Genomic DNA, 14,701 nt, shown 5'->3' on the forward strand with positions numbered 1-14,701 from the left:
ATCAACCTGATCTCATCAGGCTTTCGGCATGCGCTGCGCGAACATTGTCGAGCGACATCCCTCACATGTATTGCCTCACACTTTGGAGAAATCGCTCTTTCTCGCCAGGCGCGTAACCTTGGGACGCTCCATAGTAGGGTTCATTGAACTGATTGTAGGGTGCAGCCCGGTAGTGGATCGGCGGCCTCGGGGGCGCGTAGCTCTGGCGATGCTGACGCCGGGCGTTTCCTTTCGCGGCAGGACCGGCGTAATAGGGATTGAGGACGCACATCTGGCCGTTTGCCGACGCCCTGCATTGGTCCATCGTCGTGAAGCTGCATCGGTAGTAAGGGGTCATTCCGCGAGAAACGACGTTCAAGCAGACGGGATAAGCCGGGTCATATTTTTGGGCCCGAGCCTGCCCCGCTGTCAGGGCGATACTCACGGTCAAGATCGTCAAAGCCCATTTGCACATTGGAAGCTCCTCCAGGGGTGACGACATGGATGCACTCTGGCCCCGGCCAGTCTTGATCCAACTCAATATTAGTTGAATTGGTTCATACGCGCAGCAGGCGGCCGCGACGGTCTCGCTTTTCGCATCTCTCACCGAACTCGCCGCGATGCGGCAAGCCACCTGCCCTAAGCCGCGAGAGGCTGCCGCCGCGAAGGCCGCGCCAGATCCTCATCTTCGCGGCGCGGCTACCAATGTCGGCTCGGCGCTGGCGAGTTCCGCGAGCTTGGCGCGCGCGGCCTCTCGCGCATGAGCGTCCTTGCCGGCGGGCAGCGCCAGCGCGGCCTCGAAATCGGCGCGGGCGTCGTCCGCCTGGCCGCGGGCGAGGAACGCAAGGCCGCGGTCGAGACGGACCTGCGCATCGGAGGGGTCGAGGCGGACCGCCGTGCTGTAGCTCAGGATGGCGCGGTCGAGATCGCCCATTGCGGCGAGCGCGAGACCGCGCTGGTGATAAGGTGCCGCGCGCTTGGGATCATGCGCGATCGCCTCGTCGTAATCCGCAACGGCAAGCTCGAGGTCACCGTTCTGCCGGCGCGCCAGCGCCCGGTCGCGATAGAGCGAAGCGCGGTTGGGATTGAGGTGGATGGCCTCGTCGAAATCGGCGATCGCCCGCCTGAAGTCGCCATGGCGCAGTGCGATCCGTCCGCGTCCTGCATAGGCAAAGGCGATCAGCGAGCCGCGTAGCGGCGAAAAGCCGATCACGGCCGAGCAGATGTCGGGATCGTCCTCGTCGCCGCAATTGACGACCATGTGCGTGGACAAGCCGACGAGCACGCAAAGGACGATCAGCAATGGTACGGCAATTCTGGTCATCTTCGACGGTGGCCGGCAGCGCGCCGGCCACGCATCCCCTTTCGAAGAAATGGTCACACCGAGGTGTTAACACCGGTCGGGGACGCCCCTGTGTGCGCCAGATCACAAAGCCGGACGCAATCCTTGCCGGCTCCGTCAACCCCAGGGACCACGACGCGAGGAGGAGCGGCCCCACGGTCCGCGCGGCGGATAGTTCTCGTTGGCGCCGACCGACGGCGCCGCGCGCCCGCCGAGCTCGGCCGCGAGTTGCTGGAGCGCGGCAATGCGGTTCTGCGTCGAGGGATGGGTGGCGAACAGATTGTCCACGCCGTGGCCCGACAGCGGATTGATGATGAACATGTGCGCGGTCGCAGGGTTGCGCTCGGCCTCGTAGTTCGGGACCTGGTGCGCCGCGCCCTCGATCTTCACCAGCGCGGACGCCAGCCACATCGGCTGTCCGACGATGCGCGCGCCGAGATTGTCGGCGGCATATTCGCGGGTCCGGCTGATCGCCATCTGCACCAGCATGGCGCCGAGCGGCGCGAGGATCATCATCAGGATCGAGCCGACGATGCCGAGACCATTGTTGTTCTCGCGATTGCCCCCGAAGAACATGCCGAACTGCGCCAGCATCGAGATCGCGCCGGCGATGGTCGCGGTAATCGTCATGAGCAGCGTGTCGTGATGCTTGATGTGCGCGAGCTCGTGCGCGATGACGCCGGCGAGCTCCTCGCGGCTGAGCTGGTTCATCAGACCGGTGGTGACCGCGACCGCGGCGTTTTCCGGATTGCGGCCGGTGGCGAACGCATTGGGCTGGATCTCGTCCATCACGAACACGCGCGGCATCGGCAGGCCGGCGCGGCCCGCAAGCTCGGCGACGAGGCCGACCAGCTCCGGCGCAGTCGAACGATCGACCTCATGGGCGCCGTACATCGACAGCACCATGCGGTCGGAGTTCCAGTAGGTGAAGAGGTTGGTTGCGGCGGCAATGACGAGCGCGATCATCGCGCCCGAGGCTCCGCCGATCAGATAGCCGACGCCCATGAACAGGGCGGTCAGGCCTGCAAGCAGCATTGCGGTACGAAAATAGTTCATGGCCGTCTCTCCTGGCCGGCCGCGGGCAAAACCTCTGGCCGGCACCTTCGAGGTATAAATGCGGCGGCCTCCTGCAAGGTTCGTGCGTCGCGGGGCCGCAGATCCAATGGCCGGAGATCAGCCTTTCCGCCGCCGGTAAAGCTTGACCGAGATTTGCACAAAAACACACGCGGAGGCTTAGCAACCTGGAAAGTGCACCCTGGGCTTAATCTGCGGTAACCGGGCACACTGCACGGCCTTTGCGCATTGACCGGTTCCGTTGACCTCCCGTCAGCAAGGTGACCGTCATGGCAGACCGCTCGCGCGCCGCTTCCGCCGATCCCGCCGCTCCGTCCTCCCAAGACACAAAGACCGACGCCAAGGGATTGCAGGAGGCGCTGCACGAGCAGCTGTTCGCCAACGACGACCACGGTCATTCGCAAGAGGCGCGGACCGCAGCGGAACCGCAGCGGCGCTGGCCGTATCTGCGGCGCGGCGCCAAGATCGCCATCGGCCTTGCCATCCTCGCCGTGTTCGGCTGGCTACCGCTGCGCGCGATCTGGGAATATTCGAGCGTGGAGGCCGTGCTGAATTCCCGCCTCGTCACCTTGCGCACCCCGATCGGCGGGCGCGTGGTCGCCGCCCAGCGCCTGACCGACCAGGCCAAATTGGACGCCGGCGCCGTCGCCTTGCGCGTCGTCAACTCGCGCGGCGACCGCACCCGTCTTGACGATCTCCGGCGGCAGAAATCGCGCCTGGAGCACGAGCGGCCGAGCCTTGCGGCGAAGCTCACCTCGGCGCAAGCAGCGCAAAAGGACATGGCGCGGCAGGCCGCCCAATTCCGCGATGGGCGTGTGCTCCAGCTCGAGGCCCGCATCGCCGAGATCCAGACATCGATCGAAGCGGCCGCAGCGCGGCGGGACGAGGCCAGCGCCGCCGTCGAGCGCGCCTCCTCGCTGGCGAAATCCGGCAACGTCTCGACCGTCGAATTGGCACGGCTGACGCGCGAGCTCTCGGTGTCGCAGCAGACCGAGCTCGGTGCGCGCAAGCGGCTGGACGCGGCCAAGATCGAACTCGCCGCCGCACAGAACGGCTCGTTCCTCGGCGACAGCTACAACGACCGGCCCAGCTCGGTGCAGCGCGAGGAGGAGATGCGGCAGCGTGCCAGCGATCTCGAGGCCGATCTCGCACGCATCGACACCGAGATCGCCTGGCTCGCCAACGAGATCATTATCGAGGAGGTTCGCTTCGCCGATCTCTCCGAGGCCAACATCACGACGCCTGTCGCAGGGCGCGTCTGGGAGATGATGACCTCGCCGGGCGAGGACGTGCAGGCCGGCCAGCCCCTACTCAAGGTGCTCGATTGCAGCAGCGCCGTCATCACCGCGAACGTCACCGAAGGTGTCTACAACCGCCTGCAGCTCGGCGACCACGCGACATTCGAGCCGAACGACGGCGGTGCGCCGATCTCCGGCACCGTGGTCAATCTGACCGGAGCCGCCGGTGCACCCGCCAATCTCGCCATCAATCCCGACGCGCTCAGCAAGGAGCCGTATCGCGTGACCGTTGCGCTAGCCGATGCGGCCGCCCATGGCTGCACGGTGGGGCGCACTGGCCGCGTCGTGTTTGCAAGGCTCGAGACCGCGCCGTGACGACCGCGCTGACACCCGGCCTGATTGCGCTCGGGGCCTTCATCGCGATCGTGCCGCTGCTGCGGCGCGACAGCACGATGGCCCGCTCGTTGCTGGCCGCCGTGTCGGTGGCCTTGCTGCTGCGCTATCTGCATTGGCGGGCCACGGCGACGCTTCCGCCGCCGCATCTGACCGTCGATGCCGCGATTGGCTACCCCTTCATGGTGCTGGAGGCGGCCTCGCTGGTCGCGGTCGCGTTGTCGCTGCTGTTCCTGAGCCGGACGCGCGACCGCACCGGATCGGGCAGTGTCGACGTCCGCGCCACCGATCCCGCCGCGCCGCTAATCGACGTTTTCATCTGCACCTACAACGAGGAGCGATCGATCCTGGAGCGCACGATCATCGGCGCGACGGGCATGGATTACGGCAATTATCGCGTCTGGGTGCTCGACGACGGAAGGCGGCCCTGGCTGCGCCGCCTGTCGGCCGAGCTCGGCTGCCATTATCTCACGCGGCCCGACAACCGCCACGCCAAGGCCGGCAACATCAATCACGCGCTCAAGCATGTCGGCGCGCTGCCGCAGCCACCGGAATTCGTCGCCGTTCTCGATGCCGACTTCGTGCCGCGGCCCGACTTCCTGGCGCGGACCATCCCGCTTATGGACGATGCGTCGGTCGGCGTGGTGCAGACGCCGCAGCATTTCATCAACCCTGACCCGATTCAGACCAACCTTGCCGCGACCGACGTCTGGCCCGACGAGCAACGCTTCTTCTTCGACATCCTCATGCCGGCGAAGGACGCCTGGGGCGTCGCGTTCTGCTGCGGCACGTCGTCCCTCATTCGCTATGCCGGGCTGGTGCAGATCGGCGGGTTTCCGACCGACTCGGTGACCGAGGACTACCTCGTCACCCTGCGCCTCAAGGAGCGCGGCCTCACCACGATCTATCTCAACGAGCGCCTGACGATCGGGCTCGCGCCCGAAGGCCTGAAGGAATACATCACCCAGCGCGCGCGCTGGTGCCTCGGCTTGATGCAGATCGTCCGCGGCCGCAGCGGACCGCTCTCGCGGGAGTCAAAGCTTGCCTTCATCGACCGGCTCTCGCTGATCGACGCCTTCATGAGCTGGGCCGCAGTCTACACATCGAAGGTGGCGGGCCTGGTGGTGCCCTGGCTGTTCCTGCTGTTCGGCATCAAGGCGGTCCGTGCCGATCTCACCGAATTATTGCGCGTCTTTCTGCCGTTCTATGTCTGGAACGGCCTCACCATGGCCTGGCTGTCGCACGGCCGTTCGCTCGCCATGATGACGGACGTCTCGCAGCTCATCGCCGCGCCCGCCGTGCTCAAGGCGGTTGCGACCGGCCTGTTGAAGCCGAAAGGACACAAGTTCAAGGTCACTGCGAAAGGCGGCGACCGTGACAGGCGGTTCGTCGAATGGCCGCTGCTGCGGCTCTATGGCACCACCCTCATCATCACGCTCGCCGCCATCGGCTATGCCTTCATTCTGCATCTGCGCGGCGAAAACATCGCCTATGGCGGCCTGGCGCTGGCCTGGAGCCTCTACAACGCACTCATCCTCACCGTGGTCTGCTTCGTCTGCATCGAGCAGCCACGCAAGCGCAAGGCGGAGCGCTTTCATCGCAACGAGCCGGTGCTGCTGCGTCAGGACGGCAGGTCGCATCTGGCGCGGCTCGCCGACATCTCCATAACCGGCGCCCGGCTGATCGACCCCGATCCGCCGAGGCCCGGCAGCACGATCGAATGCAGGATCTATGGCCGCTCGATCGCTGCGATCGTGGTGCGGCGGACCACGGACGGATTCGCGGTGCGGTTCGAGGAGGGCATGGACGCGCGCGTGCACGCGATCAGGGCGTTCTATGCCGGCGAGTATGTCCGCGCCTATCAGAGCGTCAAGGCGCTCCCGGTCGGCAAGGCGCTGCTCATGCGGCTGTTTGGGTAGGCCTGATCTTTTCGGAAAACCGCTTCGCACTTTTCCGGATCATGCTTTAGACTTCCGGCGAATCCACGCCCGCCCTCCCGCCGGAACCCCTATGCTCCAGACCCGATTTGCGATCGCGGCCGTCGCGCTCCTCGCATGCTCCGCCACAGCCTCTGCCCAGTTCGCTCCGCCGCCCGCAAGACCCGCGGCGCCCAAGGCCGGCGCGCCGTCGCCGCGCGCGGCCTCATGCCATAACGGCGCGAGCTTCGATCGCTTCCTCGCCGACGTGAAGCAGCAGGCGGTGGCCGCCGGCGTGTCGCAGCGCACGATCGCGGAGGCCTCGCCCTATCTCGTCTACGACCAGGGCATCGTCAACCGCGACCGCGGCCAGCGCGTGTTCGGCCAGCTCTTCACCGAATTCGCCGGCCGCATGGCCGCGCCTTATCGCATGCAGAACGGGCAGCAGCACATCAAGCAATACGTTGCGGCGTTCGCGCGCGCGGAAAAGGAATATGGCGTGCCGCCCGCCGTGATCGCCGCGTTCTGGGGCCTCGAGAGCGATTTCGGCGCCAACATGGGCAATCTGCCGACGCTGAAATCGCTGGTGTCGCTGGCCTATGATTGTCGCCGCTCCGAGATGTTCGTGAACGAGACCATCGCGGCGCTGAAGATCATCGACCGCGGCGATCTGCATCCCGACGAGATGATCGGCTCCTGGGCCGGCGAGCTCGGCCAGACCCAATTCCTGCCGGTGCACTACGCCAACTACGCCGTCGACTACGACGGCGACGGACGACGCGACCTGTTGCGCTCGCCGGCCGACGTGATCGGCTCGACCGCGAACTACATCGCAAACGGACTGAAATGGCGGCGCGGCGAGCCGTGGCTGGAGGAGATCAAGGTGCCGCCGAACCTGCCGTGGGAGAAGACCGATCTCACCGTGCGCGAGCCGCGCTCGACATGGGCGCAACTCGGCGTCACCTATCCCGACGGCCGCCCCTTGCCGAACGACAATCTCGCAGCGTCCGTGCTGTTGCCGATGGGGCGCTTCGGGCCGGCCTTCATGGCCTATCCGAACTTCGCAGCCTACACCGAGTGGAACAACTCGCTGATCTACGCGACCACCGCGGGCTATCTCGCCTCGCGCATCGCCGGCGCGGCGCCGATGCGCAAGCCGGCTGCGCCGGTCGCGCAATTGCCGTTCAACGAGCTCAAGGAATTGCAGCAGCTGCTGGTGCGCGCCGGCTTCAACGTCGGCAAGGTCGACGGTGTGCTGGGGCAGCAGAGCCGCGCCGCGGTGAAGGCGATGCAGGTCAAGTACGGCCTCCCGGCGGATTCCTGGCCGACCGCCGAGCTGCTGGCACGCATGCGCGGCGGCACGGCGCAGGCGCAGCCACAGGCGACGATCAGATAGACAATCTCTCCGCAGCATTCCCCGCGAAAGCGGGGAATCCAGTACGCCGCAGCTTCTCGATTCAATCACTGCCGTCTCGGCGTACTGGATCGCCCGCCCCAGTGCGCAAGTGCGCACAAGGCAGACGATGACGGCGGAGAGTGACGAGGCAGAATTTTCGCATCGCACAAGCCTTCCCCGCGATTGTATTCTTCCATGAGGCTCCCATGTGAGTGGCTCAGGTTTTCTCCTGAGATTTCCCACTATTGAAGCGAGCATCACATGTCCTTCTACGACGCCGTCGTCCCTGCCTATCTGCAAATGCTGAACAGCGTGACCGGGCTGCTCACCAAGGCTGAGGCGCATTGCGCGGCTAAAAAGATCGATCCCGGCGTCCTGCTCGGCTCGCGCCTGTTCCCGGACATGCTGCCGTTGTCGCGGCAGGTCCAGCTCGTCAGCGATTTCGCCGCCAAGGGCTGCGCCCGGCTCACTCACAGCGAAGTGCCCACGACGCCAGACACCGAGACCAGCTTCGCGGAATTGAAGCAGCGGCTGTCCAGGACCATCGATTACGTCAAATCGTTCAAGCCCGAGCAGTTCGAAGGCGCCGATGTCAGGGACGTCACCTTCCCGGCCGGCCCGGACAAATCCATCACCATAAAGGGCCAGCAATTCCTGAGCTCGTTTTCGCTGCCGAACTTCTACTTCCACGCCGCGACCGCGCACGGCATCCTGCGCCACAACGGCGTCGAGATCGGAAAACGTGATTTCATGGGCACGAACTAACCTCGTCGAATCGCACGGCGGCCGGCAGCGGAAATCTGCTGCCGCCGCCGCAATTGCACATGAATTATGCTACGCGGGCGCTGCCGCGTAGCTCGCCTGCACTTTCCGTATGGCTCGTCCCTTGCGCCTGATGTCGCGATGCACAATTGTTCGAGACCTCTCATCGCCTGGAAGCATTCCCATGAGCCGTTCGACCAAATTGTTTGAGACCTACAAGCTCGGCCCGATCACCCTGGCCAACCGCCTCGTCATGGCGCCGCTGACGCGCAACCGCGCCGTACCCGGCAGCTTCGTACCCGGTCCGCTCGCCGCCGATTATTACGCCCAGCGCGCCTCCGCAGGCCTCCTGATCACCGAGGCCAGCCAGGTCTCGCAACAAGGTCAGGGCTACCAGGACACGCCCGGCATCTATAGCAAGGAGCAGGTCGCCGGCTGGCGCAAAGTCACCGACAAGGTGCATGAACGCGGCGGCAAGATCTTCATCCAGCTCTGGCACGTCGGCCGCATCTCGCATGTCGACCTGCAGGCGAATGGCGCAGCTCCGGTGGCACCGAGCGCGATCCGCGCCAAGGGCAAGACCTTCGTCAACGGCGGCTTCGCCGACGTCTCCGAGCCGCGCGCGCTCGAACTCTCCGAAATTCCCGGGATCATCGACGACTTCAAGCGTGCGACGAAGAACGCGCTGGAAGCCGGCTTCGACGGCATCGAGATCCACGGCGCCAACGGCTATCTGCTCGAGCAGTTCGCCAAGGACGGCGCCAACAAGCGCAACGATGCCTATGGCGGCTCGATCGAGAACCGCGCGAAGCTGATGCTGGAGGTCTCCAGGGCCGTCGTCGCCGAGGCCGGCGCCGAGCGCACCGGCATCCGCATCTCGCCGGTGACGCCGGCCAACGACATCTCGGATTCAAATCCGCAGGCCCTCTACGATCACATCGTCGACGGCCTCAGCGCGCTGAAGCTGGTCTATCTTCACGTGGTCGAAGGCGCCACCGGCGGGCCGCGCGACATCGCGCCGTTCGACTATGCCTCATTGCGCAAGCGCTTTGGCGGCGCCTACGTCGCCAACAACGGCTACGATTTCGACCTCGCCAGCAAGGTGCTGGAGACGAATGCGGCCGACCTCATCGCCTTCGGCAAGCCCTTCATCTCCAACCCCGACCTCGTCGAACGCTTGAAGGCGGGTGCGGCGCTGAACGACTGGGACAAGAACACCTTCTACGGCGGCGGCGCCAAGGGCTACACGGATTACCCGACGCTCGCGGCCGAGCCGGCGGAGTAGCGGCGGGTCGTCGCTCTCTCCTCGTCATTGCGAGGAGCCCTTGCGACGAAGCAATCCAGACTGCCTCCGTGGAAAAATTCTGGATTGCTTCGCGGAGCCTGTCATCGGGCCGCGCTTCGCGCGGACCCGTTGGCTCGCAATGACGGTGTGGTGACAGCTGTGCCCCAAGCAAGAAAGGCCGGGATCGCTCCCGGCCTTTCGTCGTTATGAGGCGTCGCTTACTGCAACGAGGCGCGCTTGGGCGGCGTGGCGGGCCACGACTTGATCAGGGTGTCGTAGTCCACCGTCTCGCCCTTCGGCTTCTCGTTGGCGAGCTTGCGCTGCGGCGCGATGGTGCCGTCCTTCTGGGCCTTGGCGAACCAGTACTCGGCGGTTTCCTTCTTGTGCAGCTTCGGACCGCAGGCGCCCTGCACGCCGGACTTCTCCAGACGCTCCAGCACGGAGTCCTGGGCCGCCGCGAGAGCATCCATCGCCTGCTGCGGCGTCTTCGCACCGGACGAGGCATCGCCGATGTTCTGCCACCACAGCTGCGCGAGCTTCGGATAGTCGGGCACGTTGTTGCCGGTCGGGGTCCACTGCACGCGCGCGGGCGAGCGGTAGAACTCGATCAGGCCGCCGAGCTTCGGCGCACGCTCGGTGAACGACTTGTCCCAGATGTCGGATTCACGGATGAAGGTGAGACCGACATGGCTCTTCTTCAGGCTCACCGACTTGGAGACGATGAACTGGAGATAGAGCCAGGCTGCCTTGCGGCGATCCGGCGGAGTCGACTTCAGCAGCGTGGCGGAGCCGGCGTCCTGGTAGCCGAGCTTCATGCCTTCCTTCCAGTAGGAGCCGTGCGGCGACGGAGCCATACGCCATTTCGGCGTACCGTCCGCATTCACCACCGGCAGTCCCGGCTTCACCATGTCGGCAGTGAAGGCGGTGTACCAGAACATCTGCTGGGCGATGTTGCCCTGCGACGGCACGGGGCCGGACTCGGAGAAAGTCATGCCCTGCGCCTGCGGCGGCGCATACTTCTTCATCCAGTCGAGATACTTCGTGATCGAGTAGACTGCGGCCGGACCATTGGTGTCGCCGCCACGCTCCACCGAAGAGCCGACCGGGCGGCAGCCCTCCATCCGGATGCCCCATTCGTCGACCGGCAGACCGTTCGGAATGCCCTTGTCACCGTTGCCGGCCATCGACAGCCAGGCGTCGGTGAAGCGCCATCCGAGCGAGGGGTCCTTCTTGCCATAGTCCATATGGCCGTAGACCTTGACGCCGTTGATCTCCTTGATGTCGTTGGTGAAGAACTCGGCGATGTCCTCATAGGCGGACCAGTTCACGGGCACGCCGAGCTCGTAGCCATACTTGGCCTTGAACTTGGCCTTGTAGTCGGGATTGGTGAACCAGTCGTAGCGGAACCAGTAGAGGTTCGCGAACTGCTGGTCGGGCAGCTGGTAGAGCTTGCCGTCCGGCCCGGTGCCGAACGACTTGCCGATGAAGTCGTTGACGTCGAGCATGGGGTTGGTGACGTCCTTGCCCTCGCCGGTCATGTAGTCCGACAGCGCAATGGTCTGGCCGTAGCGGAAATGCGTGCCGATCAGGTCGGAATCGTTGATCCAGCCGTCATAGACGTTCTTGCCCGACTGCATCTGGGTCTGGAGCTTCTCGACGACGTCACCTTCCTGGATGAGATCGTGCTTGAGCTTGATGCCGGTGAGCTCGGAGAACGCCTTGGCGAGCGTCTGCGCCTCATATTCATGAGTCGTGATCGTCTCGGAGACGACGTTGATCTCCATGCCCTTGAACGGCTCGGCGGCCTTGGCGAACCACTCCAGCTCCTTCTTCTGGTCTTCCTTCGACAGCGTCGAAGGCGTGAATTCCGCAATCCATTTCTGGATCACGGCCTCGTCGGCGGCGCGAACCGGCGCCGAGACGGCGAACGACACTGCGATGATCGCAGCGGCGCTGGACATGGTCAGAAAGCTATTCTTGGTCAATGGACCTTTCCTTCTCCTAAACTGTCGCATGTTGTTCCTCCGTTGCAGCGACAAACTTTTATACAGGCCCGGGTTGGTCCCGGATCTGGCCGTCCCTTCGCAAGCTTCAGACCGTGCGGAAAATGAGCGCGGCCGTGACCAGCGAAATTCCTGATGCGAGCCACAGGCTCGAGATTTCAAACCCCTCCTCGCCGATAGGCAGCGTGGCGATCGCGTCGGTGCCGACGAGGCCGATCCAGGCAAGGTGGATGACGGCGGCCGCGATCAGCGAGATGAACAGGCGGTCGCCGCGCGTGGTCGGGATGCGCAGCACGCCGACGCGCTCGGCCTCGGGATAGACCGCGGCGAGCCAGGTCATCACCAGAAGCGTGCAGGCGAGCGCGACGAAGAAGATCGCGGTCGGCAGCGTCCAGGCCATCCATGCGATTGACTCCATGGTTGCCTCCTTACACGCGGCCGAGCGCGAAACCGCGCGCGATGTAGTTGCGGACGAACCAGATCACGAGCGCGCCCGGAATGATGGTGAGCACGCCGGCGGCGGCCAGCAGGCCCCAGTCCATGCCGGCGGCCGAAACCGTGCGCGTCATGATCGCGGCAATGGGCTTTGCGTGCACCGAGGTCAGCGTGCGCGCCAGCAAGAGCTCGACCCAGGAGAACATGAAGCAGAAGAAGGCGGCGACGCCGATGCCGCTCGCGATCAGCGGCACCAGGATCTTGATGAAGAAGCGCGGGAAGGAATAGCCGTCGAGGAACGCGGTCTCGTCGATCTCGCGCGGCACGCCGGAGACGAAGCCTTCGAGGATCCACACCGCCAGCGGAACGTTGAAGATGCAGTGCGCGAGCGCGACCGCCCAGGGGGTGTCGAACAGCCCGATCGCCGAATAGAGATTGAAGAACGGCAGCGCATAGACCGCCGCCGGCGCCATGCGGTTCGACAGCAGCCAGAAGAACAGATGCTTGTCGCCGAGGAAACGGTAGCGCGAGAAGGCGTAAGCCGCCGGCAGCGCCACGGCGATCGAGATGATGGTGTTGAGGACGACGTATTCCAGCGAATTGATGTAGCCGGAATACCAGCTCTCGTCGGTGAAGATGCGCTGGTAGTGCTGCAGCGTCGGGGTGTGCGGCCAAAGCGTCATCGTCGAGACGATCTCGCTGTTGGTCTTGAAGCTCATGTTGACGAGCCAGTAGATGGGCAGCAGCAGGAAGATCAGGAACAGCCCCATGATGAGGCGGCGGCCGGGAATCGAATGCATCAGGCCACTCCTTCCCTAGGCTTGAGTGCGGGCACGGGCTTGAGCGCGGCCGCGGGCTTGGGCTCCGAAGGCTTGGGCTCCGCCGCCGGCTCGGCTTCCGCCTGGACTTTGCGTTCGACGCCGGCATTGGTCATGACGGTGTAGAAGATCCAGCAGACGATCAGGATGATGAGGTTGTAGACCAGCGACAGCGCGGCGGCCTTGCCGAGGTCGAACTGGCCGAGCGCGATCTTGACCAGCTCGATCGACACGAAGGTCGTCGAATTGCCCGGCCCGCCGCCGGTGACGACGAACGGCTCGGTGTAGATCATGAAGCTGTCCATGAAGCGCAGCAGCACCGCGATCAACAGCACGCGGTTCATCTTCGGCAGCTGGATCGCCTTGAACACGGCCCAGCGCGAGGCACCGTCGATCTGCGCGGCCTGGTAATAGGCTTCGGGAATCGACTTCAGGCCGGCGTAGCACAGCAGCGCGACGAGGCTGGTCCAATGCCAGACGTCCATCACGATGACTGTGACCCAGGCGTCCACGTCGTTTGAGACGTAGTTGTAATCGAAGCCGATGGCGTTGAGGACGTAGCCGAGCAGGCCGATGTCGGGACGCCCGAAGATCTGCCAGATGGTGCCGACCACGTTCCAGGGGATCAGCAGCGGCAGCGCGAGAATCACGAGGCAGGCCGCGACGGTCCAGCCCTCGCGCGGCATCGACAAGGCGACGACGATGCCGAGCGGCACCTCGATGGCGAGGATGACGAGCGAGAAGAACAGGTTGCGGCCGAGCGAGGCGAGGAAGCGGCCGCCGAGATCGGTGGAGGGATCGAGCAGCTCCTTGAACCAGCCGACGCCGTTCCAGAAGAACTGGTTGTTGCCGAAGGTGTCCTGCATCGAATAGTTCACCACCGTCATCAGCGGCAGCACCGCCGAGAAGGCGACGACCAGGAACACCGGCAGCACCAGGAACCAGGCTTTTTGGTTGACGGTCTTGTCCATCAGGCGGCTCCCTCCACCAGAAGGCTGTCGGCATAGACGTGGACGTGCGACGGATCGAATTTCAGCCCGGCATTGCCGTCCGAGCTGGCGAAGCCGCCGGGGGCGCGCGCGGCGAGCTTGGCGTCGCCGACGCGCACGCGCGCGAAGCGGATGCGGCCGAGATCGTCGATGCGCTCGATCCTGGCGGTGAGCAGGCCGGGCGCGGGCGCGACCACCTCGACGAACTCAGGACGGACGCCGATCTCGATCTTGGCCCCCGCAGGCAGGTTGTCGTAGCTGCGGTTCAGCGCGATGACGTGGCCGTCGATCCTGGCCTCGCGCCCCCTCACCTCGGCCGGCAGGATGTTCATGCCGGGCGAGCCGATGAAATAACCGACGAAGGTATGCGCCGGCTTGTCGAACAGCTCGGCCGGCGTGCCGCTCTGCACCACGCGGCCGTCATGCATGACGACCACGGTGTCGGCGAAGGTCAGCGCCTCGGTCTGGTCGTGGGTGACGTAGATCATCGTGAGATCGAGATCGCGATGCAGCGCCTTCAGCTTGGAGCGGAGCTGCCATTTCAGCTCGGGATCGATCACCGTCAGCGGCTCGTCGAACAGCACGGCGGCAACGTCGTTGCGCACGAGACCGCGGCCGAGCGAGATCTTCTGCTTGGCGTCGGCGGTGAGGCGCGTGGCCTTGCGGTTCAAATAGGGCTCGAGGTCGAGCAGGCGGCCGATCTCGGCGACGCGCCTGTCGATGTCGGCCTTCGGCACGCCGCGGTTCTTCAGCGGAAAAGCCAGGTTCTCCCCCACCGTCATGGTGTCGTAGATCACCGGAAACTGGAACACCTGCGCGATGTTGCGCTTCTGGGTTGACAGCGGTGTGATGTCCTTGCCGTCGAACAGAATTTTTCCGCGCGACGGCGTGATGATGCCGGAGATGACGTTGAGCAGCGTGGTCTTGCCGCAGCCGGACGGGCCAAGCAGCGCATAGGCGCCGCCCTGCCGCCAGGTCATGGTCACCGGCTTGAGCGCAAAGCTCTCCTGCGGCGCATCGTTGCCGCCGTAGGAATGGGCGAGATCGACTAGGTCAATGCGGGCCATGGCG

Annotated in this window: 13 protein-coding genes; 5 read left to right on the top strand and 8 right to left on the bottom strand. The window is 65.0% G+C overall.

Annotated elements, in window-relative coordinates; all coding sequences use genetic code 11:
- Positions 1–61: 61 nt before the first annotated feature.
- From BDOA9_RS40055 to htpX, 3 genes are all read right to left on the bottom strand, one after another.
- On the bottom strand, positions 62–481 hold the full coding sequence (locus BDOA9_RS40055; protein ID WP_340162402.1) for a DUF3551 domain-containing protein: 420 nt from the start codon (positions 479–481) through the stop codon (positions 62–64).
- A 180-nt stretch (positions 482–661) separates the two neighbouring features.
- Positions 662–1,303, bottom strand: coding sequence for a tetratricopeptide repeat protein (locus tag BDOA9_RS32830; RefSeq protein ID WP_025038191.1), 642 nt, complete (start codon positions 1,301–1,303; stop codon positions 662–664).
- 135 nt (positions 1,304–1,438) lie between these two features.
- Positions 1,439–2,377 carry a zinc metalloprotease HtpX gene (gene htpX / locus BDOA9_RS32835; protein ID WP_025038192.1) on the bottom strand — a complete coding sequence of 313 codons (939 nt, stop codon included), beginning with the start codon at positions 2,375–2,377 and terminating at the stop codon, positions 1,439–1,441.
- A gap of 287 nt (positions 2,378–2,664) precedes the next feature.
- Between htpX and BDOA9_RS32840 the strand changes: the two genes are divergently transcribed.
- The 5 genes from BDOA9_RS32840 to BDOA9_RS32860 all read left to right on the top strand — a co-directional run bounded on the left by BDOA9_RS32840 (position 2,665) and on the right by BDOA9_RS32860 (position 9,385).
- The gene (locus BDOA9_RS32840; protein ID WP_025038193.1) at positions 2,665–4,008 is read left to right on the top strand and encodes an HlyD family secretion protein; all 1,344 of its coding nucleotides are present in this window, start codon (positions 2,665–2,667) and stop codon (positions 4,006–4,008) included.
- The gene (locus tag BDOA9_RS32845) at positions 4,005–5,945 is read left to right on the top strand and encodes a glycosyltransferase (protein WP_025038194.1); all 1,941 of its coding nucleotides are present in this window, start codon (positions 4,005–4,007) and stop codon (positions 5,943–5,945) included. Before BDOA9_RS32840 ends, BDOA9_RS32845 begins: the two co-directional genes overlap by 4 nt.
- A 91-nt stretch (positions 5,946–6,036) precedes the next feature.
- Complete coding sequence (locus BDOA9_RS32850; RefSeq protein WP_025038195.1) at positions 6,037–7,338, top strand: lytic murein transglycosylase; 1,302 nt, start codon at positions 6,037–6,039, stop codon at positions 7,336–7,338.
- A gap of 261 nt (positions 7,339–7,599) precedes the next feature.
- The gene (locus tag BDOA9_RS32855) at positions 7,600–8,103 is read left to right on the top strand and encodes a DUF1993 domain-containing protein (protein WP_025038196.1); all 504 of its coding nucleotides are present in this window, start codon (positions 7,600–7,602) and stop codon (positions 8,101–8,103) included.
- Between the two features lie 181 nt (positions 8,104–8,284).
- A complete protein-coding gene (locus BDOA9_RS32860) occupies positions 8,285–9,385 on the top strand; it encodes an alkene reductase (RefSeq protein WP_025038197.1) in 1,101 nt (366 codons plus the stop codon).
- A 218-nt stretch (positions 9,386–9,603) separates the two neighbouring features.
- Here the strand turns inward: BDOA9_RS32860 and BDOA9_RS32865 are convergent, their stop codons facing one another.
- The 5 genes from BDOA9_RS32865 to BDOA9_RS32885 form a co-directional block, all read right to left on the bottom strand.
- Positions 9,604–11,346, bottom strand: a complete 1,743-nt coding sequence (locus BDOA9_RS32865; RefSeq protein ID WP_025038198.1) for an ABC transporter substrate-binding protein — start codon at positions 11,344–11,346, stop codon at positions 9,604–9,606.
- Positions 11,347–11,476: 130 nt separating this feature from the next.
- A complete protein-coding gene (locus BDOA9_RS32870) occupies positions 11,477–11,806 on the bottom strand; it encodes a DUF2160 domain-containing protein (RefSeq protein WP_025038199.1) in 330 nt (109 codons plus the stop codon).
- A 10-nt stretch (positions 11,807–11,816) separates the two neighbouring features.
- Positions 11,817–12,623, bottom strand: a complete 807-nt coding sequence (locus BDOA9_RS32875; RefSeq protein ID WP_025038200.1) for a carbohydrate ABC transporter permease — start codon at positions 12,621–12,623, stop codon at positions 11,817–11,819.
- Positions 12,623–13,612 (bottom strand): carbohydrate ABC transporter permease, encoded by a 990-nt coding sequence (locus BDOA9_RS32880; RefSeq protein ID WP_025038201.1) that lies wholly within the window; start codon positions 13,610–13,612, stop codon positions 12,623–12,625. Before BDOA9_RS32880 ends, BDOA9_RS32875 begins: the two co-directional genes overlap by 1 nt.
- Positions 13,612–14,697, bottom strand: a complete 1,086-nt coding sequence (locus tag BDOA9_RS32885) for an ABC transporter ATP-binding protein (RefSeq protein ID WP_025038202.1) — start codon at positions 14,695–14,697, stop codon at positions 13,612–13,614. The genes BDOA9_RS32880 and BDOA9_RS32885 overlap by 1 nt, the downstream gene beginning before the upstream one ends.
- Positions 14,698–14,701: the final 4 nt, after the last annotated feature.

This window comes from Bradyrhizobium sp. DOA9 (genome assembly GCF_000617845.2).
GTDB lineage: Bacteria > Pseudomonadota > Alphaproteobacteria > Rhizobiales > Xanthobacteraceae > Bradyrhizobium.